The sequence below is a fragment of the Sphingobacterium athyrii genome, assembly GCF_003071065.1.
Classification (GTDB): Bacteria; Bacteroidota; Bacteroidia; order Sphingobacteriales; family Sphingobacteriaceae; genus Sphingobacterium; species Sphingobacterium athyrii.
Genome location: NZ_QCXX01000001.1, coordinates 641,512 through 664,809 on the forward strand (window position 1 = coordinate 641,512; position 23,298 = coordinate 664,809).

General features: G+C 39.4%; 24 protein-coding genes and 1 riboswitch. Of the genes, 17 read left to right on the forward strand and 7 right to left on the reverse strand.

The window, feature by feature from the left end; all coding sequences use genetic code 11:
* Nucleotides 1-98 precede the first annotated feature (98 nt).
* Complete coding sequence (locus DCO56_RS02875; RefSeq protein WP_108632237.1) at nucleotides 99-524, reverse strand: cold-shock protein; 426 nt, start codon at nucleotides 522-524, stop codon at nucleotides 99-101.
* A 421-nt stretch (nucleotides 525-945) separates the two neighbouring features.
* Between DCO56_RS02875 and DCO56_RS02880 the strand changes: the two genes are divergently transcribed.
* The gene (locus DCO56_RS02880; RefSeq protein ID WP_108632238.1) at nucleotides 946-1,227 is read left to right on the forward strand and encodes a GNAT family N-acetyltransferase; all 282 of its coding nucleotides are present in this window, start codon (nucleotides 946-948) and stop codon (nucleotides 1,225-1,227) included.
* A gap of 54 nt (nucleotides 1,228-1,281) precedes the next feature.
* Here DCO56_RS02880 and leuS read toward each other — a convergent pair whose 3' ends face one another.
* A complete protein-coding gene (gene leuS, locus DCO56_RS02885) occupies nucleotides 1,282-4,065 on the reverse strand; it encodes a leucine--tRNA ligase (RefSeq protein ID WP_108632239.1) in 2,784 nt (927 codons plus the stop codon).
* Between the two features lie 218 nt (nucleotides 4,066-4,283).
* Between leuS and DCO56_RS02890 the strand changes: the two genes are divergently transcribed.
* Genes DCO56_RS02890 through DCO56_RS02910 form a run of 5 tightly spaced genes read left to right on the forward strand, consistent with a single transcriptional unit; the run spans nucleotide 4,284 to nucleotide 7,982 of the window.
* On the forward strand, nucleotides 4,284-5,162 hold the full coding sequence (locus DCO56_RS02890) for a cell division protein FtsX (RefSeq protein ID WP_108632240.1): 879 nt from the start codon (nucleotides 4,284-4,286) through the stop codon (nucleotides 5,160-5,162).
* A gap of 2 nt (nucleotides 5,163-5,164) precedes the next feature.
* On the forward strand, nucleotides 5,165-5,410 hold the full coding sequence (locus tag DCO56_RS02895; RefSeq protein ID WP_104382545.1) for a DUF3098 domain-containing protein: 246 nt from the start codon (nucleotides 5,165-5,167) through the stop codon (nucleotides 5,408-5,410).
* A 15-nt stretch (nucleotides 5,411-5,425) separates the two neighbouring features.
* Nucleotides 5,426-6,220, forward strand: a complete 795-nt coding sequence (locus DCO56_RS02900; RefSeq protein WP_108632241.1) for an undecaprenyl-diphosphate phosphatase — start codon at nucleotides 5,426-5,428, stop codon at nucleotides 6,218-6,220.
* A 9-nt stretch (nucleotides 6,221-6,229) separates the two neighbouring features.
* Nucleotides 6,230-6,952 (forward strand): tRNA pseudouridine(55) synthase TruB, encoded by a 723-nt coding sequence (gene truB / locus DCO56_RS02905; RefSeq protein ID WP_108632242.1) that lies wholly within the window; start codon nucleotides 6,230-6,232, stop codon nucleotides 6,950-6,952.
* A gap of 55 nt (nucleotides 6,953-7,007) precedes the next feature.
* Nucleotides 7,008-7,982, forward strand: coding sequence for a bifunctional riboflavin kinase/FAD synthetase (locus tag DCO56_RS02910; RefSeq protein ID WP_108632243.1), 975 nt, complete (start codon nucleotides 7,008-7,010; stop codon nucleotides 7,980-7,982).
* 183 nt (nucleotides 7,983-8,165) lie between these two features.
* On the opposite strand, the gene aroQ is transcribed toward DCO56_RS02910, so the two are convergent.
* Both aroQ and DCO56_RS02920 read right to left on the reverse strand, forming a co-directional pair.
* Entirely contained in the window at nucleotides 8,166-8,585 is a 420-nt protein-coding gene (gene aroQ / locus DCO56_RS02915; RefSeq protein WP_108632244.1) for a type II 3-dehydroquinate dehydratase, read from the reverse strand.
* Between the two features lie 195 nt (nucleotides 8,586-8,780).
* On the reverse strand, nucleotides 8,781-10,454 hold the full coding sequence (locus DCO56_RS02920; protein WP_241254972.1) for a gliding motility protein RemB: 1,674 nt from the start codon (nucleotides 10,452-10,454) through the stop codon (nucleotides 8,781-8,783).
* A 196-nt stretch (nucleotides 10,455-10,650) separates the two neighbouring features.
* Here DCO56_RS02920 and DCO56_RS02925 point away from each other — a divergent pair, with 196 nt between their 5' ends.
* The 4 genes from DCO56_RS02925 to DCO56_RS02940 all read left to right on the forward strand — a co-directional run bounded on the left by DCO56_RS02925 (nucleotide 10,651) and on the right by DCO56_RS02940 (nucleotide 14,680).
* Nucleotides 10,651-12,066 carry a glycoside hydrolase family 125 protein gene (locus DCO56_RS02925; protein ID WP_108632245.1) on the forward strand — a complete coding sequence of 472 codons (1,416 nt, stop codon included), beginning with the start codon at nucleotides 10,651-10,653 and terminating at the stop codon, nucleotides 12,064-12,066.
* Between the two features lie 54 nt (nucleotides 12,067-12,120).
* A complete protein-coding gene (gene murI / locus DCO56_RS02930; RefSeq protein WP_108632246.1) occupies nucleotides 12,121-12,945 on the forward strand; it encodes a glutamate racemase in 825 nt (274 codons plus the stop codon).
* A 70-nt stretch (nucleotides 12,946-13,015) separates the two neighbouring features.
* Nucleotides 13,016-13,261, forward strand: a complete 246-nt coding sequence (locus DCO56_RS02935; protein WP_108632247.1) for a hypothetical protein — start codon at nucleotides 13,016-13,018, stop codon at nucleotides 13,259-13,261.
* 165 nt (nucleotides 13,262-13,426) lie between these two features.
* Entirely contained in the window at nucleotides 13,427-14,680 is a 1,254-nt protein-coding gene (locus DCO56_RS02940) for a PQQ-dependent sugar dehydrogenase (protein WP_108632919.1), read from the forward strand.
* Nucleotides 14,681-15,116: 436 nt separating this feature from the next.
* On the opposite strand, the gene DCO56_RS29830 is transcribed toward DCO56_RS02940, so the two are convergent.
* Nucleotides 15,117-15,245, reverse strand: coding sequence for a hypothetical protein (locus DCO56_RS29830; protein ID WP_262507815.1), 129 nt, complete (start codon nucleotides 15,243-15,245; stop codon nucleotides 15,117-15,119).
* 44 nt (nucleotides 15,246-15,289) lie between these two features.
* Nucleotides 15,290-15,763 carry a 23S rRNA (pseudouridine(1915)-N(3))-methyltransferase RlmH gene (gene rlmH / locus DCO56_RS02945; RefSeq protein WP_108632248.1) on the reverse strand — a complete coding sequence of 158 codons (474 nt, stop codon included), beginning with the start codon at nucleotides 15,761-15,763 and terminating at the stop codon, nucleotides 15,290-15,292.
* A gap of 138 nt (nucleotides 15,764-15,901) precedes the next feature.
* Here rlmH and DCO56_RS02950 point away from each other — a divergent pair, with 138 nt between their 5' ends.
* Complete coding sequence (locus DCO56_RS02950) at nucleotides 15,902-16,795, forward strand: DUF3078 domain-containing protein (protein ID WP_108632249.1); 894 nt, start codon at nucleotides 15,902-15,904, stop codon at nucleotides 16,793-16,795.
* Between the two features lie 118 nt (nucleotides 16,796-16,913).
* Here DCO56_RS02950 and dnaB read toward each other — a convergent pair whose 3' ends face one another.
* Nucleotides 16,914-18,527, reverse strand: coding sequence for a replicative DNA helicase (gene dnaB / locus DCO56_RS02955; RefSeq protein ID WP_104382556.1), 1,614 nt, complete (start codon nucleotides 18,525-18,527; stop codon nucleotides 16,914-16,916).
* A gap of 414 nt (nucleotides 18,528-18,941) precedes the next feature.
* Here dnaB and ubiE point away from each other — a divergent pair, with 414 nt between their 5' ends.
* From ubiE to DCO56_RS02985, 6 genes are all read left to right on the forward strand, one after another.
* Nucleotides 18,942-19,682, forward strand: a complete 741-nt coding sequence (gene ubiE, locus DCO56_RS02960) for a bifunctional demethylmenaquinone methyltransferase/2-methoxy-6-polyprenyl-1,4-benzoquinol methylase UbiE (protein WP_108632250.1) — start codon at nucleotides 18,942-18,944, stop codon at nucleotides 19,680-19,682.
* A gap of 81 nt (nucleotides 19,683-19,763) precedes the next feature.
* Nucleotides 19,764-20,525, forward strand: coding sequence for an SDR family oxidoreductase (locus DCO56_RS02965; protein ID WP_108632251.1), 762 nt, complete (start codon nucleotides 19,764-19,766; stop codon nucleotides 20,523-20,525).
* Nucleotides 20,526-20,535: 10 nt separating this feature from the next.
* Nucleotides 20,536-20,985 (forward strand): GatB/YqeY domain-containing protein, encoded by a 450-nt coding sequence (locus tag DCO56_RS02970; RefSeq protein ID WP_108632252.1) that lies wholly within the window; start codon nucleotides 20,536-20,538, stop codon nucleotides 20,983-20,985.
* A 91-nt stretch (nucleotides 20,986-21,076) separates the two neighbouring features.
* Nucleotides 21,077-21,532 (forward strand): GNAT family N-acetyltransferase, encoded by a 456-nt coding sequence (locus DCO56_RS02975; protein ID WP_181390436.1) that lies wholly within the window; start codon nucleotides 21,077-21,079, stop codon nucleotides 21,530-21,532.
* Between the two features lie 9 nt (nucleotides 21,533-21,541).
* Nucleotides 21,542-21,916: a DUF423 domain-containing protein gene (locus DCO56_RS02980; protein ID WP_108632254.1), complete on the forward strand. Its 375-nt coding sequence runs from the start codon at nucleotides 21,542-21,544 to the stop codon at nucleotides 21,914-21,916.
* A gap of 7 nt (nucleotides 21,917-21,923) precedes the next feature.
* Nucleotides 21,924-21,986, forward strand: a riboswitch (Fluoride riboswitch).
* Between the two features lie 21 nt (nucleotides 21,987-22,007).
* Entirely contained in the window at nucleotides 22,008-23,267 is a 1,260-nt protein-coding gene (locus DCO56_RS02985) for a chloride channel protein (RefSeq protein ID WP_245935765.1), read from the forward strand.
* The last annotated feature ends 31 nt before the right edge of the window (nucleotides 23,268-23,298 follow it).

Here is a 23,298-nt window from a genome sequence, read left to right on the forward strand (position 1 = left end):
ATAAGCCCTCGCTTGGCTTCCACATAGTTTCTGGCTACTAAGAAGTGCTTGAGGGCTTTATAATTCAACGCTTTTAGCACAAGCGGAACCTTCGTTTACTAGTACTCAATCAAAACCTCAGTGACCTGAGCGCCTTGTTTAGCACTTTTGAATTTAAACTTCACTTTCTGATTCAAGTTCAATTTTTGTCCGACAAGACGGTCATTGAAATAGATAGATTGCTGGGTGTCATTGTCTCTAATGAATCCATAATTGGACTCTGCATTGTAATGGACAACTTTTCCGAAAGAGTACTCGTCATGATGGTTTGAAGTCATGCTTGGACTCTCTCCTTCTTTCAATTTTATCGCAGGTCTGTCTGAGATATTCCCGTGTTCATCAACATAAGCAAACAATTCTTCCAAAGATTTTCCTTTGTCGTTGTTTGTTTTATTGAATTCTTTTTTCTCAATTTTTTGCTGTTTTTTGAGTAGTTTCTTTTTTTCTCGTTCTTTTTTGTTAAATGTAATTTGGCTTTTGCTCATTCAATATGGATTAAAATAAAATGTTCCCGAGGAGGTTTCGGACCTTTAGAGCTTTGGTGAAAAAGATAAAAATGCGAGGTGTTCTAAGGAGATAATTGCAAAGGTACAAAAAAAATAGGAGAAATCAGATAGTCGATCACCTAATTCTCCTAAGATTCACGAAGGAAAAGATATTCATTTTTTGTTCTTTTAATACGTTCAGCAGAGGCCAGCATACAGACACCATTCTTTTATACTTAAATTTGGCAACGCTGTTTAGTAACAAAACGACAGGCCATATACAGCATTCGGTCGCCGTCTCACCTAAATTCAAAAATGAGAAGGCTCATAGATAGCTGCATATTGTATACTTTGCTAAGTAAAAATTGGAAACTTTGATAAAACAAAAATATCTTTTGGACGTTATTTTGAAAAAAACACTATGGAAGTAAAAAATATCGAAAGAGATGACAGAGGTAATTTCATCGCCGAGGTGGATAATAATGAGGCTGGGATTTTAGAATATACATGGCAGACTGAGAACGAGTTCTCCATAGACCACACCGAGGTATATGACGAATATAAAGGGATGAGTGTCGGTAAAAAACTCGTTCTTGAAGCAGTGGATTATGCCCGGAAAAACGAGGCCAAGATTATTCCAAATTGCCCATACGCTAAATCAATTTTTGATAAAACAATTGCCTTTCAGGACGTATTAGCCTAAAAAGCCATTTTATCACTGGGACAAAATGGCTTTTATTCTTGATAGCAGTTTGGACTAAGCTACAATATTGATTATTTTTCCTTTTACAAAAATGATCTTTTTAATAGGCTTGCCGTCCAGATGCCTTTGCACATCCGCATGTGCCTTGATCATTTCTTCAACGGTTTGTTGATCCAAATCCAAAGCGAGTGATAGATTGAACTTCATCTTACCATTGAAAGAGACCGGATATGCAAATTCAGACTCGACTAGATATTCTGGTTTAAATGTAGGATAAGTTGCCTGAGAAAGCGTACCTGCCTCATGCCCCAATAAATTCCACAATTCCTCCGTAATATGTGGTGCATAAGATTGAAGAACGATAACAAGTTGCTCCAATATCTGGCGTTTATTACATTTCAAATCGGTCAATTCATTCACACAGATCATAAAGGCCGAAACAGAGGTATTGAACGAAAAACGCTCGATATCATCTTCCACTTTCTTAATAATCTTATGTAAAGCTTTAAACTCGGCCTTTGAAGGCTCTTCATCCGATACATTAAAACTACCTTCGGCATCGTGAAACAGGCGCCATACTTTCTTTAAAAACTTGTAAACACCTTCGATACCATTGGTGTTCCAAGGCTTGGCCTGTTCCAGTGGTCCCAAAAACATTTCATAAAGACGTAAGGTATCAGCGCCGTAAGTCTCAATGATATCATCTGGATTAACGACATTGAATTTTGATTTAGACATTTTCTCGACCTCACTGCCACAGATGTATTTGCCATTTTCCAATACAAATTCAGCATTCGCAAAATCAGGTCTGAAGTTTTTGAATTTTTCCAGATCCAAAACATCATTCGACACAATATTGACATCCACATGCAAAGGAATTGTATTGTAATCATTTCTCAAGCCATAGGACACAAATTGATTGGTTCCTCTGCCCTCTTCATCGAGTACACGGTAAACAAAATTTGAACGTCCCTGAATCATCCCCTGATTGATCAGTTTTCGGAAAGGCTCTTCTTCATTATGATAGCCAAGATCTTTTAAAAACTTATTCCAAAAACGTGAATACAACAAGTGACCTGTCGCATGCTCTGACCCACCAATGTATAAATCAACGGCTTTCCAGTAATCAACAGCTTCCTTTGAAGCAAAGCTATCTTCATTCTTTGGATCCATGTACCTGAACCAATACCATGAAGAACCGGCCCAACCCGGCATTGTACTCAACTCATATTCATACTGATCTTCATATTTCCAGTCCTTCGCACGCCCTAAAGGAGGTTCTCCGGACTCTGTTGGCAAGTACTTATCAACCTCAGGTAACAATAAGGGTAGTTCTTCTTCTTTAATAAGGTACGGAAGACCATTTTTAAAATAAACAGGTACAGGTTCGCCCCAATAACGCTGACGTCCAAAAATGGCATCACGCATACGGAAGTTGATTTTCGCCTTACCCAATTTCAATTCTTCCAGCCTAGTGATCAGCGCAGGTACAGCCTCCTGATAGGTCATACCATTGATAAAATCCGAATTGATATATTTTCCATCCTTATTTGGATCAGCTTCTTCTTCAATCTGCTGTGTATCCGAAATCGGAATAATTTCTAAATTAAAATGTTTGGCAAAAACATAGTCACGTTGATCACCACTTGGCACCGCCATTACAGCTCCTGTACCATATCCGGCAAGCACGTAATCCGCAATCCAGATCTGGACATCCCGACCTGAAATAGGATGTTTGGCATAAGCACCTGTGAAAGCACCCGACACTGTTTTGGTATCAGCCATACGATCCAATTCGGATTTTTTTGATGTTTTCTCAATATAAGCTTCAACTTCAGCTTTTTGTTCGGCTGTCGTCAACGATGCGACCAATTCATGTTCCGGTGCTAAAACAACAAATGAAACACCGAAAATGGTATCTACACGTGTTGTGAAAACTTCTATCGCGGTATCCAGCTGCGGAACGGGGAATTTCACCGAAGCGCCGACAGATTTACCAATCCAGTTACGTTGCATTTCTACCAAGGGCTCTGGCCAATCAATGGTATCCAGACCTTTCAACAGGCGATCAGCATACGCCGTAATGCGCATAGACCACTGCATCATTTTCTTTTGTTCAACCGGGTAACCGCCGCGTTCAGAAACACCATTGATCACCTCATCATTGGCCAATACTGTTCCTAAGGCAGCACACCAATTCACCGTACTCTCGCGCAAATAAGCAATGCGATATTTTAACAGCTCACGCTGTTGTGTTTCTTCATCAAAAGATTTCCATTCCTCTGCAGTGAATACTAATACATCTTCGTCAGAGACTGCCTGAACAGCTGTAGAACCGTTTGAAGAAAATTTCGCAATCAATGTATCAATGGATTCCGCTTTATCCGTTTCTTTATTATACCAAGAATCGAATGATTTCATAAAAATCCACTGCGTCCATTTATAATATTCAGGTTCAGAAGTACGGACTTCTCTACTCCAGTCATAAGAGAAACCGATGTTATCCATCTGCTCGCGGTAACGATTGATATTTGCTTCGGTTGTAACAGCAGGGTGTTGACCCGTTTGAATCGCATATTGTTCTGCAGGAAGTCCAAAGGAATCATACCCCATTGGGTGTAGTACATTGAAGCCCTTTAATCGTTTATATCTTGAAAAGATGTCCGAAGCAATGTATCCCAGAGGATGACCAACATGTAGTCCCGCCCCAGATGGATAAGGAAACATATCCAACACATAGTATTTTGGCTTCTGGTGTGCATCTGATGTTTTATAGGTTTGATGATCCGCCCAAAACTTTTGCCACTTTTTCTCTAATGATTTGTGATTATACTCCATTTTTGTTCGTAAGGAATTTTTATGACTTGCGAAATTACGATTTTAATACTGAAATGTGATAAAAGTTTTGTAGTTTGAACAATAAATTCTAGTATTGAAAAGTTATTTAAACATAGGTAGAAAACAAAATTCGAATTGATTTTTATCAAAGTAATTACAAGATAAATTCGAAATCTTCCGCTCAATTAGTTACTTTCGCAAATAAATTTTTGCTTATTATGTCAGAATACGAATTAAGCACACAAAAAAGAAAAACAAAGTCTGTCTATGTTTCCACAGTGATCAGCATCGCGCTGGTGCTCTTGGTGACAGGTATGTTGGGCTTATTATTGGTGCACGCTAAAAATCTTTCAAAGTACGTTAAAGAAAACATTGTCCTGAATGTCATTGTAAACGATGGCACCAGTGAGGGTGACGTGCTCTCCTTACAAAAAGATCTTGAAAAAGATCCTTATGTGCTTCGTTCAGTATACATCAGCAAAGAAATCGCTGCGAAAAACCTGAAAGAAGATCTCGGTGAAGATTTTGTGCAATATCTTGGGCATAATCCATTATTACCTTCTTTGGATGTCTATATGAAGGAAAATTACGCCAATACAGACAGTATCAAGACATTCATTGAAAAAATCTCTAAAAATAATAGAATAAAAGAGGTGGTTTATCAAGAATCGTTAATTGATATGGTCAACAAAAATGTACGTATTATTGGTATGATTGTTTTAGCCTTCGCTGTTATTCTCTTGATTATTGCCGTTGCCTTAATCAACAATACAATACGTCTAGCCATTTACTCGCAGCGTTTCTTAATTAAAAGCATGCAGTTAATCGGTGCGACCAAGAACTTTATTCGCAAACCTTTTATCACTTATGGTATTATTCATGGATTGCTTGGTTCACTGATCGCGATTTTATTGTTGATATTGACGCTCAAATTTGCGCAACAACAGATACCTGAATTGGTATTTCTGCGCAACTGGTTTGAATTTGCCGTTATCTTTTTAGGGGTTATCTTCATCGGAATTTTAATCTCAGGCCTCAGCACCTACTTTGCTGTGACGAAATATTTAAAAGCTCAATCTAACGATTTATATAGATAAAAATGGCTCAAATTAAGAAATCTACAGAATCTGTGAATAAAGGTTCTTTCGTATTTTCCAAATTAAATTATCAGCTTTTTATAGCTAGTCTGATCATTGTTGTCATCGGCTTTGCCCTGATGTCAGGTGAAACTGATATTTATAGTTTTACCAAAATTACGTTAGCCCCTATTGTTGTTGTCCTTGGCTTTGCCTTAGGCTTTGTTGCGATCCTATATCGTCCCAAAACAACGAAAACTGAAGAATAATCTTATTAAAAACAGATGTCTATTATTGAAGCTATCATCCTCGCTATCATCGAAGGATTAACGGAGTTTTTGCCTGTCTCCTCCACAGGTCATATGATTATCGCAACCGCTCTGATGGGTATTCAACCCTCAGCGTTTGTTAAATTATTTACAATTGTCATTCAATTGGGAACAATATTATCCGTTCTCGTTTTATATTATAAAAGGTTTTTTAAATCGCTTTCATTCTATTACAAACTGGTGATTGCGGCTATTCCAGCCTCGGTGCTGGGATTACTCTTCAATGATTTCATCGATTCACTTTTAGAAAGCCCCTTGATGGTTGCCATTATGCTGGTCGTTGGTGGTGTTGTGCTTCTTTTTGTAGACAAGTGGTTTAATAAACCTACTGTTGAAGATTCGGACGAAATTTCCTATAAACAGTCTTTTATGATCGGTGTGTATCAATGCCTTGCTTTAATTCCGGGCACATCTCGATCTGCAAGTACCATTATCGGTGGTATGGCAGAAAAATTAACACGTAAAGCGGCAGCGGAGTTTTCATTTTTCCTAGCTTTACCAATGATGTTTGGTGCATCAGCGGTTAAACTCCTGAAGTTTTTCAAAGAAGGAAATACATTTACAAGTGAAGAACTCAACTTGCTTATCGTTGGTAACCTCATCGGCTTTGTTGTGGCAATTATTGCCATCAAATCATTTATTGGATTTTTAACAAAGCATGGATTTAAGGCCTTTGGGTGGTACAGAATAGTGATTGGCGTTATTATACTGGTATTACTGCTTTCGGGTCATAGTTTACAAATTATCTAAAATTTTTTCATGGAAAACAGAGAGGTTGGTGAAAACTCAGCAGAGTTTAATTTTGCTGAAGGCGAAATGTTGTTGATTGATAAACCTTTGACATGGACAAGTTTCGACGTTGTAGGTAAAGTCAGGAACTCACTAAAACCATTAAAATTAAAAGTTGGCCATGCAGGCACACTGGATCCTTTGGCAACAGGATTATTGATTGTCTGCACCGGTAAATTAACAAAAAAGATCGACAGCTATCAGGCTGAAGACAAAGAATATACAGGTACAATTACACTAGGAGGCACTACCCCTTCCTACGACCTGGAAACCGAAATTGACGAGACATTCCCGATCACACATATTAACGAACAAATGATATTGGATGCTGCAAAATCATTTGTGGGTGATATCCAACAATTTCCTCCAGCACACTCTGCCATAAAGATCAATGGGGAACGTGTTTATGAAAAAGCACGCCGCGGTGAAGATGTCGAAATAAAATCCCGGCAGGTACGGATCAATAGCTTTGAAATTGAGAAGATTGAACTTCCCAACGTATATTTTCGTATTTCCTGTTCAAAGGGTACATATATCCGATCCTTGGCGTACGACTTTGGAAAAGTATTACAGAGTGGATCACATTTAAGTTCATTAAGACGAACCAAAAGTGGTGATTATCGTGTCGAAAACGCTTGGAACCTCGAACAGCTTATCGCCGAAATAAAACGTCATAAAGAAATCATTAAATAACCCTATCGGCACTTTTTATTGATTCTTTATCTTATTTTTGCAAAAAATCCTATAAATGAAAATCTACAGAAGTTTAGAAGATTTCACTCCCGTTGAAAATGCAGTCGTTACCATTGGTACTTTTGACGGTGTTCATATCGGCCACCAAAAAATATTAGTCCACTTAAAGGAGGCTGCACAAAAGATTAACGGCGAAACCATATTGCTTACTTTTTTTCCTCATCCCCGGTTAATTATTAATCCAGATGATGATAGCTTACGGCTAATAAATGATATTGAAGAGAAAGTGAGCCAATTAAGCAAAGTGGGTATTGACCATTTGATCATTATCCCCTTCTCCCGTGATTTTTCCAATCAGACTCCTGAAGAATATATCAGCAATGTGCTTGTAGGAAAATTGGGCACCAAAAAGATTGTTATCGGATATGACCATCATTTTGGAAAAGACCGCAAAGGTTCCTTAGGAGACTTGGAACAATTTGCTTCGATATTTGATTATAGTGTGGACGAAATCCCAGAACAGGATATCAATGATATTGCCGTCTCTTCCACCCGTGTCCGTGAAGCACTCATTAAAGGTGATATCAAAACGGCCAACCTGTATTTAGGTTATCCTTTTGAATTGACAGGAACTGTGATCCGAGGGGATCAAATCGGGCGTACCATTGGATTTCCGACAGCCAATTTACAGGTGCATGAACCTCATAAACTCATTCCTGCCTACGGTATCTATGCCGTTGAGGTCTATATATACAATCATATCCAAAATATCACTACAGGCGAGTATAAAGAAGAGAATCCTGTTTCAATCGCTAAGGGTATGGGATATATTGGTACAAGGCCTACTGTTGACGGAATGAATCGTGCGATTGAAATCAGTCTATTTGACTTTGATCAGGATATTTATGGCAAAACACTACGCGTCAAATTCCTTCACTTTATCCGCCACGATGAACGTTTTGACTCACTGGAGGAAATGAAAGCGCAGATCAAAGCAGATGAAATAGAAATAAGAAATCTTATTGCATAATATACCTTTATAAAAAGAAAAGCGGGAATTCCCGCTTTTCTTTTTATAAAGGTATATTATGCTTCGCATGCTGATTTCACTAAAATACCATTTTTCAGAAGTAGCCACGACACTTTTCAATGCGTTACATGATACCTGCAGCATTGCTGATGAGAACCAAACTAAGCTTTTACCGATAAGTTTTTAAACTAACAGCGCTTCGATGCCAAGCCGGTAACTATCCAATCCGAAACCACAAATCACTCCCCTGCAATTTTTGGCCAAGAAAGAATGATGACGAAATTCCTCCCGTTGATACACATTACTGATGTGAACTTCAATGACCGGTGTCTGAACAGCGGCAATAGCATCACCAATAGCAACAGAGGTATGCGTATATGCGCCAGCATTCATTACAATTCCATCGTACTCAAAGCCAACCTCATGAATTTTATCAATTAATATCCCTTCGGAATTGCTCTGAAAATATTCCAGTTGAATCGTTGAAAAGCGTTTTTTCAAGTCCTCGAAATAACTCAGGAAATCCTGACTTCCATAGATTGACTTTTCCCTAACACCCAATAGATTTAAATTTGGGCCATTTAACACAAGGATTTTTTTCATCCGTATTTAATAATTTAGACAATATTAGCGATTCGATCCATGCCGGCTACCTTTGGTAGCTGTAGCAGAGACCTCGAAGGCTATGAAACAGTTTTATTAAACAAGAAACATCATAATTATACATTCCATATAAGGCTTGAATAATCATGATGTTTTCATAAGCTCAATAATGTGCTTCAAATATATAAAAACTTCCTATAAATCATTATAGATTGCTCTGAAGCTCGAACGAAGTCCAAATGTAAACACCCCTGATTTATTCACGACAGGCGTCTCGTACTGTGCTTTGGCATAACGTTGCATATAGCCTAATTCTAGCCGAAGATTATATTTGGGATTGAGTACATATGCTGCTTTCGCATCGGCATAATAGATATTATTTTTGATCCCTTGCGCAATATGGTTTCCATACATATTTGGAATGGTGGTATACGATTGAAAGATATTCCCTCCCATATTGCTTCCGTCAGGCAGATCCAGTCCATTTTGTGTATACATCCCCTGCAATGAAAAGTCCCATCTGTCCCAAGCGTAGTTTACCAGACCGACCAATTCCCTGAAGTTAGCACCTTTTGGATGCGCCAATGGTTCGGCATTGTTGCTGTAGTTGGAATAGGATTTAAAGTGTGCATAGGTATAAGGCCTAGCTGTATTGTACTCCGCTAGGAAGTTTAGGTTTTTGACACCAAACATGTCGTAGCCTCTTAGCCCCAACTGCGCTCCCCATTTGTTATGTGCATAACCGTTGCCCGCAAAAAATTCCTTAGCCGTAAATTCGCCCAATAGAAACTGACCATAAACAGTCAAGTTATAAGGCAATTTATATTTTGAAGTAGCCCCTAAAAACATTTTATCCGGCGATGTGCGGTTATTGCTCTCGACAGGACGTATAAAGATAATCGGACTCAAATAACTGAAGTCAAATCCTCTTTTTCCACCCTCATCTTGTGCTGCCCAAACGACAGACTGAAAGAAACCAACGGATAATTTATTGGTCACATTCCAATCCAGGTATTGAAAGGCTCCCCATTTTTTTCCATCGCCCAAACGTCTGTTATTTTGCCCTTCCATAGGGTAGGTCCCACTGATATCTTGTCTCGGATGCGTTGGATCATTCATATAGGCCCAGATGGAAGTATACTGTACATTCCCGATCGTACCGGTCAGTTTCAGATGCGCATAATTAGATGAAAAGTCAGAAAGCAACATCGAACGATAACCATCACCAATAAAATTCTTGTCGTACGCGATGGTCGCTTGGATATATTTGTGCGCATCGTAGGTCATGCTTGCGGTCGCATACATCCAGTCCATTTTATTTTTCGACTGAAATTTGGTATTTCCCTGACCGGGAATTACTTTATTAGCCACGATATAATCATCCAGATATTTTGGAAAAACCGCCTGGCTTTCAAATGCAGATGAGTTAAATGTGAATTTATTCCCCACATTCAGTCCTACCTGAAATCCCCTTCCGTTCATCCATGTCCGACGTTTGTCACCCTGCATATCTTTTCCGATATACATATCCGGCAAAAAGTCGGCATAGAACGTGTAATCGTCTTTTTCTACTTGAACCAGATGTTCATTAAAGATCTTCCGCATGAACCAATTTGACGAAGAAACCGGTTTATTGGATTGTATCGAGTCAAATTTGGCCAGCAACAAAGAATCCTTGATGACAAATGGTTTAGCTGTTGTGTGCATTCTCGTCTCCGTTGAATACACAACATCGTTCATTTTCTGATAGAAATGATACGAATACGGCTGACTTTTAATTTGCCCAAACCCTGCAAAGGAGGCACTTACCCCGATGCCAGCCAGCACAATTCGAAGTAAATTACTTTTTTTTGATATATTAAGCCCCATAAAATTATTTCAAAGATTATTTCTTCTAGCAAAATGCATTCCTAACTGCAAATTAACCGAATAAAAATGACTTTATTCACATTCGAAGTCAATATTATAATGCTAAATCGTATTTGCTGTTCGTTATATTCAAAAATATTTATATCTTGCATCTTAGTAAATAACCTTGTATAACAAAAAATCAGCCCTAATAAGCATGAAACGCAGAACATTTATCCAAAACGCAACCTTATTGACAGCAGGTGCATTTGCAAGCAAATTTTCTTTTGCTCAGGAACATTCTTTTCCTGCCGTGCGTACGCCTAAAGAAAAACGACTTTTTTCCAGTAAAGTAGTCGAAGATGCTATCGCAGAATTTCAAAAAAACACAAAAAATAAGGAGTTAGCTTGGTTATTTAACAATTGTTTTCCGAACACATTGGACACCACAGTATTCCCTTATGTTCAGAATGGAAGAAACTATACCTACGTCATCACGGGAGATATTGACGCCATGTGGCTTCGTGACAGTAGTGCTCAGGTATGGCCCTATCTTCCTTTCATGAAAAAAGATAAAAAATTACAGGATCTCATCGTTGGTTTAATTCAAAAACAGAGCAAATGCATTAACATCGATCCATATGCCAATGCTTTTTACAATGATCCAACTAAAAAGGGAGAATGGTTTAGTGACCATACCAGCATGAAACCCGGAATCCATGAAAGGAAGTGGGAAATCGACTCGCTATGTTATCCGATTCGACTGGCTTATCATTATTGGAAAGAAACAAATGACAGCAGCCCATTTAACGAAGAATGGCTGGAAGCTCAACATAAAATTTATCAGACTTTTGTTGAACAGCAACGTAAAGATAATTTAGGACCTTATAAATTTGAACGGACAACCTCCAGAGGATCCGACACCTTACAGGTTGATGGCTATGGTTATCCCGTCAACCCCGTGGGTTTGATCTGTTCGAGCTTTAGACCTTCGGATGATTCAACTATTTTCTCGTTTTTGATTCCTTCCAACTTATTTGCGGTTGTTAGCTTGAGACAAGCTGCTGAAATTCTTAAAAAGGTTAAAAACGAACAGGCACTTGCATCAAAAATGGAAGCGCTCGCCAATGAAGTAGAAGCAGCCGTAAATAAATATGGAATTATCGATCACCCAACACTGGGAAAGATCTATGCTTTTGAAGTAGACGGCTATTCAAGTCACTTAATGATGGATGACGCCAATATCCCAAGTTTATTGGCTCTGCCTTATTTAGGCGCCGTCGACATCCATGATGAAGTCTATCAGCGCACACGTAATTTTGTTCTGTCTGACAAGAACCCATTCTTCTTTAAAGGTACTGCAGCCGAAGGCATTGGCGGTCCGCACATCGGTCGTGACATGATTTGGCCGATGTCCATTATTATGCGCGCACAGACGTCGACAAATGATGAGGAGATCCGCAACTGTATCAAAACCTTGGTGAGTACACACGGCGGAACAGGATTTATGCATGAATCCTTCCATAAAAACGATCCAAAAAAATTCACCAGACATTGGTTTGCCTGGACCAATACATTATTTGGCGAATTAATTTGGAAAATATACAAAGAGAAACCATCTTTGCTTCAGTAAAACTGAATCTTATAACGCAATGTTATAGGTGGATGTAACTTATAGCATTGCGTTATGGATAATACATTAACTTCTGGTCCTATTGGAATTTTCGACTCCGGCTATGGAGGCCTGTCGGTATTCAGGGAAATTCAACAGCTTTTGCCCCAATATGACTATATCTATTTAGGCGACAATGCACGTGTCCCCTACGGTACGCGTTCGTTTGAGACCGTGTATGCCTATACCAAACAATGTGTATTTAAGCTATTTGATCTAGGCTGTAATCTCGTTATTTTAGCCTGTAATACTGCTTCGGCGAAGGCGTTACGAACGATTCAGCAAAACGATCTTCCACCGGGGAAAAAAGTTCTTGGTGTTATCAGGCCAACCACAGAAATCATCCATAATTATACAAAAACAAATAAAATCGGTATCCTTGCCACAACAGGAACTGTAAAATCAGAATCCTATAAAATAGAGATCCATAAATTCAATCCGGAAATTGAGGTATTTCAACACGACTGTCCTTTTTGGGTTCCTTTGGTCGAAAACAACGAAATTAACACGGAAGGAGCACACTATTTTGTTCAAAAGGATATCCATGAGCTATTACAGCAATGTGATCAAATTGACACCATTGTTTTAGCGTGTACACACTATCCCCTACTATTGCCTGTCATCGAAAAATATGTCCCCAAAAATGTCAATATTATTTCCCAGGGACCTATTGTTGCCAACAGCCTAAAGGATTACCTGCACCGACATGTCGAAATAGAGGCTTGCTGTTCCAAAAACAGTCAATTGGCCTTCTACACTACGGATGACCCCAGGGATTTTGAAACCAAAGCAAAAATATTCTTTGGAAAAGAGGTGAATGCAAGCCATATCAGCGTTTAAAAATAAAAAGCGATGAATTTTTAAAACTATTGTCGTTTACTTTTCGTTATTCCTGATAAAGGAGCGTACAATGAAAAAGAATTTTATAACCATCGCATATAATGAGGAAACACAACATTGTGAATCCAAAGAGTTTTCAACTTTCCAGGAAAGCGCGGACTATTTTAAAACTTTTGAGACTTCTGCTCAGCCAAACTATGTTCCCGTATGCATCTACAATTTAAGCACCAATGCAACATTAGAAGTGAGCGATTATTTTGTCAACAAAGAAAATGAGCTGCAAAAGATATTGACACATTGTTTGAATATGCCTTAGCCTAGACACCGAAACCGTCAACAGAATGGGCGAAGTTTTTATCTTTCTCATTTTTAATGATGTTGTGATAAATGTCGATAAATTTATTACATGATATCAGAAAGCATTTCATTAATTTTTAATATCTTCAACGGAACAATAAGACAAAAAAATAAGTCATCAACAATGAAAACCAAACTGACAATAAGCCTTTTAACGATATCACTAGGCCTGACCGCCTGTAATTCCAATCATGCAAATTCAAATTCCGGTTCAGATAGCACATCAAATCCGGGTACGGATACGACAAGCTATCCACCAGTCGAAACTCAAAAAGCAAATACGGATTACAAACCTGCTTTTGCCGGACAAACCAGAATCGCCGGAGCGAAAACAACCTCCGCCTTTGAAGGCAAAGTTATTGCCGAAGGATTAAAGTCCCCTTGGGGCATTGCAGCGCTACCGGATGGTAGATTATTGATCACAGAAAAAGAAGGTGATATGCGTATCGCAAGTGCCGACGGGAAATTAAGCGAGCCAATTAAAGGCATCCCAGCGGTGAATAGCAGCGGTCAGGGCGGATTGCTCGGATTGAGGCTCGATCCGGATTTTGCAACAAACCGAATGGTATATTGGGTGTTTTCGGACAATACCCCTGCAGGAACGTTAACGGCTGTTGCCAAAGGTAAGCTTTCTGCTGACGAGAAATCATTCGAGGGTGCGAAGGTTATCTATCAGGCAACTCCAGCCCATAAGGGCAGCCTGCACTATGGTGGGCGAATAGTTTTTGATAAAGAAGGGAACATTATTTTTACTACCGGTGAACGCTCTGATTTGGTCACCAGACCTTTGGCTCAGGATTTAAATGCGGCCCTGGGTAAGATTTTACGCATTACAAAAGATGGAAAACCGGCACCCGGCAATCCATTTATAGGAAAAGCAAATGCACGACCAGAGATATACAGCTATGGACACCGTAATCCGCAGGGACTTGCGTTTCATCCTGAAACCGGCGATTTATGGGAAACTGAATTTGGCCCTCGCGGTGGAGATGAACTCAATAGGGTCCAAGCCGGTAAAAATTATGGTTGGCCTACCATTACCTATGGAATAGAATATAAAGGCGATAAAGTTGGTGCAGGTATACAGCAAAAAGATGGGCTTGAGCAACCTGTTTATTATTGGGACCCTGTCCTCTCCCCAAGCGGAATTACATTTTATACCGGACAGAACATTCCCGAATGGAAGAATAACCTCTTTATTTGCGGCCTGAGCAGTACCCATATCGCCCGGATTATCTTAAAAGACAATAAAGTGGTTGGCGAAGAACGCTTACTCGGCAGTGAGGGGCAACGATTCAGAGATATTACGCAAGGACAGGATGGTGCGCTATATGCCATTACTGATCTCGGCAGATTATATAAAATAGACAAAAAGTAAATTTAATAAAGATAAGTAGCCCCAATGTGGGGCTACTTATTATGTCTTATGTCCACCTTCCTATTCTTCCAATTTTATTTTATCAGATATCGATAAACCGATCAGATCACGAAAGGCAATTTGGCGTAAAGCTAAAGTTTGGCGTGATTATTGACAATATCTAGTCGAAACAATAAAATATTATATGGTAAAAAAAGAAAAAATGAAAAAATTATTAGAAATTAACCCCTTATCGTTCTATGTGACCAACTGGGGATTTGTAAACAACACCGAACCAAAAAGAACGCGCAAAACTGGCCAACCTTCTCCGAAAAATTAGGCGTTCTTCTCTAAACATTCCAATCAAATTTATTAAAATCATCTGCTGATATCCTCCATACGGATATTAAGTAAGAGATTTATTCTTTTACTCCTACCGTAATTAGAGGATATCAAATTATGCAAAGTAAATTGCCAATAAAATAACAATAACGATACATGCTATCATAATGTATTTATTCAATTGGCTATTTTTCTCTCCTTCATCACTTTTATAGTGATAATCACGTTTGTTCGGCAAATTCATAAGTCTGTTTTTATTAATGATGAAGTTACGGACTTTTTTCCATATTATTCATGATGATAAGGTTCACCTTTCATAATAGAAAAGGCTCGATAAAGCTGTTCCGTAAAGAATAAACGGATCATTTGATGCGAAAAAGTCATCTTCGACAAAGACATTTTGGAATTTGCACGATCATAGATTTTTTGATCAAAACCATAAGGACCACCGATAATAAACACCATATGCTGTACACTATTGACCATCATTTTCTCCAAATATGCGGAAAAGTCCAGGGAACGGAACTCCTTACCAAATTCATCCAGTAAAATGACCATATCCTGCGGCTGCAATTGTTTTAAAATGAATCCAGCTTCCTTGTCCTTTTGCTGCTCCTCAGAGAGACTTTTGCTATTTTTAATATCCGGTATTACCATGATAGTAAAGTTTACATAGAACTTTAGTCTTTTGATGTATTTGTCGATTCCTTCGATCAAGTATTTATCATCCGTTTTTCCAATACAAAGCAACGTTATTTTCATAATATCTAATAAGTTGCCAAAGTTCCAATTTTATTTAAAATATCCGTAAACAAAAAGCTATAAAACAATAAACAATATTATTCGTTTAGTTATAGAACAATTATTTTCGCAATAATGCACAAAAACCAAATTTTTAGTATGAAAAAAATTAAATCGATCTTTCTTATTGCACTATGTTTATTTGGCTTTCGAAGTTATAGTCAGCAAGCTCTTCCAGACACCAGTAAAATATGGACGATCAAAGGTGAAAACACTTTTCTAATTAACCAAAGTTCATTTTCCAATTGGGCGGCGGGGGGTGTCAATTCATTCTCCGGAAACCTTACCTTAAATTATGATTTCAATTATAAAAAAGATAAGTGGTCCTGGGACAACAAGGTGCTAGCGGCATACGGTTTAACTTTTCAAAAAGAATCTGACTGGCGCAAAAATGATGATAGATTGGTATTGAACAGTTTATTGGGACATCAAGCCTCACAATACTGGTTATATACTTTTTTCTTGAATTTTAATACGCAGTTTGCCGATGGATTTGATTATACGAAAACTCCGAAAGAACGTATTTCGCGATTCCTGGCTCCGGCATATTTAAGCTTTGGACCCGGTTTTGCCTACAAAAAATCGGATAACCTGAGGTTCAATCTGTCCCCAGCAGCAGTAAGATTCGTGTTCGTCAGCGACACACTTCTTTCAACACGATATGGTCTAGATCCCGGAAAAAAAGTAAGAACCGAGTTCGGTGCCTCTTTTGACGCATACTACAAAGTAAACCTGATGGAGAATGTTTCCTTTGAAAATATTTTAAAACTCTATTCAAATTACCTGGACAAGCCGCAGAATGTTGACATAGACTACACCGCGAATCTATTCATGAAGGTCAATAAGTTTATTACCGTAAACGCCGGCGTACAAATGATCTATGACGACAACACCGCCATTCCGATTATTGAAAAAGGAAAAGAAGTCGGAAAAAGAAACTCCGCATTACAGATCAGACAAATCGTCGGAGCTGGAGTAACCTATAAATTTTAGTTGCGATAATCAATTCAACATCGAAAAAAAGGACAAAAATGCATTGAATAGAATTAAAAAAAGCCGGAATGTATTATTTCGGCTTTCTCATTTATGGATACTCGTGTAAAATTACATATTAAAATGGTGCATCGTCAGGCATATCGTTCATCCGTGAAGGCATGGTAATGCCACCACTAAAACCTGCTCCACCAAAGTCATCGCCAAAATTTGGAGACGGATTCAATGCGGATGCAGAGAATGTGGCTGGCGCATCGCCAAAACCGTCACCCCCACCCATTCCGGAAAACTCGTCTTCAAGATCGACAAATTTAACAAATTTACCGACGAAACGAAGCGGCACGATCCCTGTTTCACCATTACGGTGCTTCGCAATAATAACTTCACCCACACCTGCCGTCGGACGTCCTTCCTCATCTTCTGTCAAACCATAATATTCTGGTCGGTATAAGAAAAGTACCATATCGGCATCCTGCTCAATAGACCCCGACTCACGCAAATCGGATAACATTGGTCGTTTACTATTTCCAGGTCTGGATTCCACCGCACGACTCAATTGCGACAAGGCCAAAACTGGAATATTCAACTCTTTCGCGACAGATTTCAGAGCACGGGAAATACTACCGATTTCTTGTTCCCGGTTTCCCCCACCTTTGCCTTCTGCTTTACCGTGCATCAATTGCAAATAATCGACAATCACCATTTGGATATCATATTGTGCTTTTAGACGACGGCATTTTGCCCTAAATTCAAATACGTTCAGCGCAGGAGTATCATCAATGATAATCGGAGCGTCTGTCAGTCGCCCGATACGAGAGTGCAATTGCTGCCATTCATGATCTGCCAGGTTACCTTTTTTTAGTTTTTCCTGCTCAATTTCAGTTTCCCCAGCGATCAGACGATTGACCAACTGAACCGATGACATCTCTAGCGAGAATACTGCTACAGCTTTACCGTGTTCTACCGCCGCATTTCGTGCGACAGACAATACAAATGCCGTTTTACCCATCGCTGGACGTGCAGCAATAATCACTAGATCCGAAGGCTGCCAGCCAGAAGTCATACGATCAAGCGCCGTTAGCCCTGATGGCACACCGGTCAGACCGTCCGTGCGATCACGTAACATCTCAAGATTCGAGATGGCTTCACGCATAATATCGTCCATCTTGCGGGAATCTCTTCTCAAGTTATTTTGTGCAATATCAAACAAGCTCTTTTCGGCATGGTCCAGGAGATCGAAAATATCGGAGGTCTCGTCGTAGGAGCTATTGATAATTTCAGTTGAAACTTTGATCAGTTCCCTTTGAATATATTTTTGAGAAATAATCCGTGCATGGTATTCAATATTAGCCGCTGAAACTACGCGGTCGGTCAGTTGCGTAATATAATAAGCTCCGCCTACCATTTCCAGCGCGCCCATTCTCCGCAACTCGGATGTAACCGTCAAAATATCAATCGGCGAGGTCTTTTGGAATAAACCAAATATCGCTTCAAAAATCTTCTGATGCGATTCCTTATAGAAAGACTCAGGTTTTAAAATATCAATAATCTCGCTCAGTGCATTTTTCTCAAGCATCAATGCGCCCAAAACAGCTTCTTCAAGATCTACCGCCTGTGGTGGTAGCTTCCCTAAGCCGCTTACCATATTGTTTAATTTGGTACGGCGCTCACCATAATTACCTCTTTTGTTATTATCCGTATTATTCGCCTCAAAATTGCTCTCGTTCATCATGATATTATATCAGAAATATAGCTTCCCAGCTCTTAAATTTAAGATGGGATAACAAATGTATAAAAAATAAAATTCACCACGAGGATGAATTACAAACAGCAGATTTAGTTGTTCAGCCATCAACTGTCAAAACGCTTTGAAGGACACAGTTTTACCACTCTACTTATTAACACAACATGTGGAAAACATGTTGAAAATAAAAAACAAGCCCTTAAAATCAATACATTAAAAAGTGTTGATAACTTAAACCATTGTGAATAAGCAAAATTCAACAAATTCAAAATAGCAGCATTTATTTCCCATTAAAGACTGTCATAACATCTCCTTAATCAGACAGGAAAAATCTCAGCTTTAAATCGAAAAACAAATCCCATTTTAAGCATTAAAAATATACTTATATTGTATATTTGTAAAATGACGCACGATTCTTCAACATTAAAGCCCTATAAAGACGCCAACGACGGCAAGAAAAAACAGGTCGCGGATATGTTCAACAATATTTCCCATTCCTACGATTTCTTAAACCACTTCATGTCTCTGGGGATTGATATTATATGGCGCAAGAAAGCCATCAATGCCTTAAAATCCATCAAACCTCAACTGATGCTGGATGTGGCAACCGGAACTGGGGATTTTGCATTGGAATCCATCAAAATATTGAATCCCAAAAAAATCATTGGGGTTGATATCTCGCAGGGTATGCTTGATGTTGCTAAAAAGAAAATCGCAAATAAAGGGTTGGAAAATCAATTTGAAGTACAATTAGGCGATTCGGAGAGGCTTCAATTTGATGACAATACTTTTGACGCCGTGACCGTTGCATTTGGTGTCCGCAATTTTGAGAACTTAGAAAAGGGACTGTCCGATATCTACCGAGTATTGAAACCGGGTGGCAAAGCCGTTATTTTGGAGTTTTCAAATCCAAAAAAATTCCCAATAAAACAACTCTATAATTTTTACTTCAAATATGTAACACCGACTATTGGAAAGTTCTTTTCAAAAGATGCCAGTGCTTACGAATATCTACCGGAATCTGTTGCTCAGTTTCCCGATGGACAGAAATTTGTTGCTATAAATAAAAAGGCTGGCTTTGACCAAACGATTGTAAAACCCCAGACGTTCGGTATCTGTACGATTTATATCGCTACAAAATAAGTCAATAAACGATTCCACGGCTACATTTTAGCATGAAAAGACGGTCAATATCGAGTTTTAATATTTCAACTAGTAACATATATGAGAAAGACAGTTTTCATCACAGGAGCAAGTTCAGGTATTGGCCAGGCCTGTGCTGAAGTATTGGCGAAGGAAGGCTACAATCTTTTACTTTGTGCCCGCAGACTAAATCGTTTGGATGAATTAAAGGAAAAACTGAGTTCAACCTATCCCGATATCAACATTCATACTTTTGAATTAGACGTCAGAGATTCAGAGCAGGTCCAGAATCAAATAGATGGTTTGCCGCAAGAATGGAAAAAAATCCATGTGTTGATTAATAATGCCGGACTTAGTCAAGGTCTGGATCCTATTCAGGATGGCGATATCGGTGACTGGGACAGAATGATCGATACCAACGTCAAGGGCTTGCTTTATGTGAGCAAAGCAGTTATCCCACTCATGGATACTGAAAATGGGGCACATATCCTCAATTTAGGATCTATAGCCGGAAAAGAGGTTTATCCCAATGGTAATGTGTACTGTGCGACAAAACATGCCGTCGACGCGTTAACAAAAGCAATGCGTATCGACCTGCTTTCCAAAGGCATAAAAGTTAGTTCCATTGATCCCGGAATGGTCGAGACAGAGTTCTCCGAAGTTCGTTTTCATGGCGACAAGGAACGGGCAAAAAACGTCTATGTAGGCGTACAGCCCCTCACCGGAACCGACATCGCTGAAACAATACTTTTTGTCATCACTAGACCGGCGCATGTGAACATCAACGATCTATTAATAATGCCCACAGCTCAGGCTACGGGCACGATTGTCAATCGAAAATAATTAAAACATCATGTCATTAGAAACACAAATAAATCAAGACATTAAAGCGGCAATGATCGCAAAAGACACCGCAACATTGCGTGGACTACGTGCCATCAAAGCGGCTATTCTTCTTGCTAAAACTGAAAAAGGCCATGCAGAAGAGCTAAATCAGGAAGCTGAAATCAAAGTTTTACAAAAACTGGTAAAACAACGCCGTGAGTCTGCCGAAATCTATAAGAATCAAAACCGTGAAGATCTTTATCAAATTGAGGTAGAAGAAGAAAAAGTGATCGAAGCCTACCTTCCTAAACAAATGAGCAAAGAGGAAGTAGAGTCCGTTATCAAAGCAATCATTGCAGAGACCGGCGCTTCATCCATTAAGGAAATGGGAAAAGTAATGGGTGCTGCCAATCAAAAATTAGCTGGTCAAGCCGACGGGAAGACAATCTCTGAGGTCGTAAAAAGCCTATTGGCATAATCACCCCATTAACATAACATCAATCGAGTTACCGACCAATTGCTCCTGCGGTAGGGTCGGTAACTCGATTTGTCTGTCTTCATTAACCATCATGGATTATAATTGGAAACTTAAGAATTTTGACGAACTGACGAACCGGGAACTGTATCGCCTTTTAAAATTGCGTACGGAGGTTTTCATGCTGGAACAAGCGTGTTTATATCCGGAACTGGATGATAAAGATTATGTCTGCCTCCATCTTTGGGCGGAAAAGGATGGAGAGATTGTCGCCTATACCCGTTTGGTTCCGCCTGGAATTTCATACCCACAAGCGTCCATAGGGCGTGTAATTGTTGTGAAGGAGGCGCGAGGAACAGGCTTAAGCCAACTGCTGATGCATAAATCCATCACCGCTACGCTAGAAGCGTTCGGAACGCAGGATATTCAAATCGGTGCCCAATTCCACTTAAAGTCATTCTATGAGAAATTAGGGTTTGAACAAAATTCCGAACCTTATCCTGACTACGGGATTCTCCACATAGACATGACTAAATCAGTTCTTAAATAAATTATATTTATGAATCACATTGTAATCATTACCGCTGCATTATTGGGCGCTCTGGCCATTATATTAGGTGCATTTGGCGCACATGCATTCAAAAAAATTCTATCGGCTGAAAAGCTGGATTCGTTTGAGGTAGGCGTTCGATATCAAATGTATGCAGCCATCACGCTATTGGTTCTCGGACTAAACCTGTCCTTTGACTATCAGTCCGAACGGGTAGCCTATTACCTAATTACCTCGGGCACATTATTGTTTTCAGGAAGTATTTATTTTCTTTCCTTTGCGGAGTATTGGAAAAAAAACCTGAAGTTTCTTGGCCCCATCACTCCTTTAGGAGGATTACTCATGATAATGGGCTGGATTGCAATTATCATTCGTTTTTTATAACTTTGCATAACATAGTGGCAATGATGTCTGCCCAAAACCGCCCTAATAAGCTGATGACGTCTACTTTTAGTATAAAAACAACAGATTTTATATGAGTAGACTTATGGCTATCAAAACTTCAAATCAAACAGCGCAAAACAAGTTTTATTTCATTTCCAAATGGCTGATTACCTGCTGTATGGTAGGCTTTAGCGTTGGGTCAATCTGCGCATTCTTTCTTTTTTCGCTGAATTGGGTCACCGCATATAGAGAAAACAATTCCTGGATTATCTACGGATTACCGCTTGCGGGTCTGATCATTGCCTTATCCTATCAGCGTTGGGGTAATCCCTCCAGTAAAGGGAACAACCTCCTGATTGAAGAATACCTTTATCCACAGCGCCGGATACCGCTCATCATGGCACCTCTTGTCTTATTCGGAACTTTGCTCACCCATCTGTTTGGGGGATCGGCCGGACGTGAGGGAACGGCGGTCCAGATTGGCGGGGCAATATCCGACCAACTCAACCGTTGGTTTAATTTCGGCAAAACCGAACGTCGTATCCTGATATCCATTGGCATTACAGCAGGTTTTGCCGCCGTCTTTGGCACCCCACTTGCCGGAGCCGTCTTTGGCCTTGAAGTTCTCCTCATTGGCAAAAAAAGATATTTTGGGCTACTCCCCTGCATGCTCACAGCCTATATCGCACACTTTAGTTGTCAGTTGTGGAATATCCCGCATACACATTATCCTATACATGATAGTATCCCCGCAATATCTTTAAGCAATATTGGCCTTAGCCTAATTGCCGGGATTTTATTCGGTGCGGCAGCCCGGTTGTTTACTTTCACGGGAGACTTCTTCAGCTCCCAATTTAAAAAGATCAGATCCCCGCTATTCAGACCCGTTATCGGTGGTATTATCATCGTGATTACGGTGGTATTGCTAAAAAGCACAAAATATATCGGCTTGGGTATTCCAATGATACAGGAGGCTTTTAACAATCCTTCGGATTATTATGATTTCCTCATCAAATTGCTGCTAACCACATTTACGCTTTCTGCTGGCTTTAAAGGCGGGGAAGTGACCCCATTATTTTTTATTGGAGCTACGCTTGGCAGTGCGCTGAGTACGGTTATCCCGCTCCCTTTAGGGCTGCTGGCCGCCATGGGCTTTGTTGCCGTATTCTCAGGCGCCACAAATACGCCACTGGCCTGTATCATTATGGGCTATGAGCTTTTTGGTTTTCAACCCGTCGTTTTTATAGCAATTGCTTGCATAGCCGCATTTATATTTTCTGGAAAAAAAGGAATTTATGTTGCTCAAAAAGGGGGAATTAAAGAAAAATTGTACCGAAGATTGAATCTGTAACTCAGTCCATAAAAAAAGCATAAAATCAGGG

Excerpts from the sequence above, each read along its gene's own strand:
- ubiE (WP_108632250.1), top strand. The coding sequence starts at position 18,942 with ATGACGCACGATTCTTCAACATTAAAGCCCTATAAAGACGCCAACGAC.
- DCO56_RS02925 (WP_108632245.1), top strand. The coding sequence starts at position 10,651 with ATGAAACGCAGAACATTTATCCAAAACGCAACCTTATTGACAGCAGGT.
- DCO56_RS02880 (WP_108632238.1), top strand. The coding sequence starts at position 946 with ATGGAAGTAAAAAATATCGAAAGAGATGACAGAGGTAATTTCATCGCC.
- DCO56_RS02935 (WP_108632247.1), top strand. The coding sequence starts at position 13,016 with ATGAAAAAGAATTTTATAACCATCGCATATAATGAGGAAACACAACAT.
- rlmH (WP_108632248.1), bottom strand. The coding sequence starts at position 15,763 with ATGAAAATAACGTTGCTTTGTATTGGAAAAACGGATGATAAATACTTG.
- murI (WP_108632246.1), top strand. The coding sequence starts at position 12,121 with ATGGATAATACATTAACTTCTGGTCCTATTGGAATTTTCGACTCCGGC.
- DCO56_RS02875 (WP_108632237.1), bottom strand. The coding sequence starts at position 524 with ATGAGCAAAAGCCAAATTACATTTAACAAAAAAGAACGAGAAAAAAAG.
- dnaB (WP_104382556.1), bottom strand. The coding sequence starts at position 18,527 with ATGATGAACGAGAGCAATTTTGAGGCGAATAATACGGATAATAACAAA.
- DCO56_RS02985 (WP_245935765.1), top strand. The coding sequence starts at position 22,008 with ATGAGTAGACTTATGGCTATCAAAACTTCAAATCAAACAGCGCAAAAC.
- leuS (WP_108632239.1), bottom strand. The coding sequence starts at position 4,065 with ATGGAGTATAATCACAAATCATTAGAGAAAAAGTGGCAAAAGTTTTGG.
- DCO56_RS02920 (WP_241254972.1), bottom strand. The coding sequence starts at position 10,454 with ATGGGGCTTAATATATCAAAAAAAAGTAATTTACTTCGAATTGTGCTG.
- DCO56_RS02940 (WP_108632919.1), top strand. The coding sequence starts at position 13,427 with ATGAAAACCAAACTGACAATAAGCCTTTTAACGATATCACTAGGCCTG.
- DCO56_RS02900 (WP_108632241.1), top strand. The coding sequence starts at position 5,426 with ATGTCTATTATTGAAGCTATCATCCTCGCTATCATCGAAGGATTAACG.
- DCO56_RS02950 (WP_108632249.1), top strand. The coding sequence starts at position 15,902 with ATGAAAAAAATTAAATCGATCTTTCTTATTGCACTATGTTTATTTGGC.
- DCO56_RS02895 (WP_104382545.1), top strand. The coding sequence starts at position 5,165 with ATGGCTCAAATTAAGAAATCTACAGAATCTGTGAATAAAGGTTCTTTC.
- truB (WP_108632242.1), top strand. The coding sequence starts at position 6,230 with ATGGAAAACAGAGAGGTTGGTGAAAACTCAGCAGAGTTTAATTTTGCT.
- DCO56_RS02890 (WP_108632240.1), top strand. The coding sequence starts at position 4,284 with ATGTCAGAATACGAATTAAGCACACAAAAAAGAAAAACAAAGTCTGTC.
- DCO56_RS02910 (WP_108632243.1), top strand. The coding sequence starts at position 7,008 with ATGAAAATCTACAGAAGTTTAGAAGATTTCACTCCCGTTGAAAATGCA.
- DCO56_RS29830 (WP_262507815.1), bottom strand. The coding sequence starts at position 15,245 with ATGAATTTGCCGAACAAACGTGATTATCACTATAAAAGTGATGAAGGA.
- DCO56_RS02980 (WP_108632254.1), top strand. The coding sequence starts at position 21,542 with ATGAATCACATTGTAATCATTACCGCTGCATTATTGGGCGCTCTGGCC.
- DCO56_RS02970 (WP_108632252.1), top strand. The coding sequence starts at position 20,536 with ATGTCATTAGAAACACAAATAAATCAAGACATTAAAGCGGCAATGATC.
- DCO56_RS02975 (WP_181390436.1), top strand. The coding sequence starts at position 21,077 with ATGGATTATAATTGGAAACTTAAGAATTTTGACGAACTGACGAACCGG.
- DCO56_RS02965 (WP_108632251.1), top strand. The coding sequence starts at position 19,764 with ATGAGAAAGACAGTTTTCATCACAGGAGCAAGTTCAGGTATTGGCCAG.
- aroQ (WP_108632244.1), bottom strand. The coding sequence starts at position 8,585 with ATGAAAAAAATCCTTGTGTTAAATGGCCCAAATTTAAATCTATTGGGT.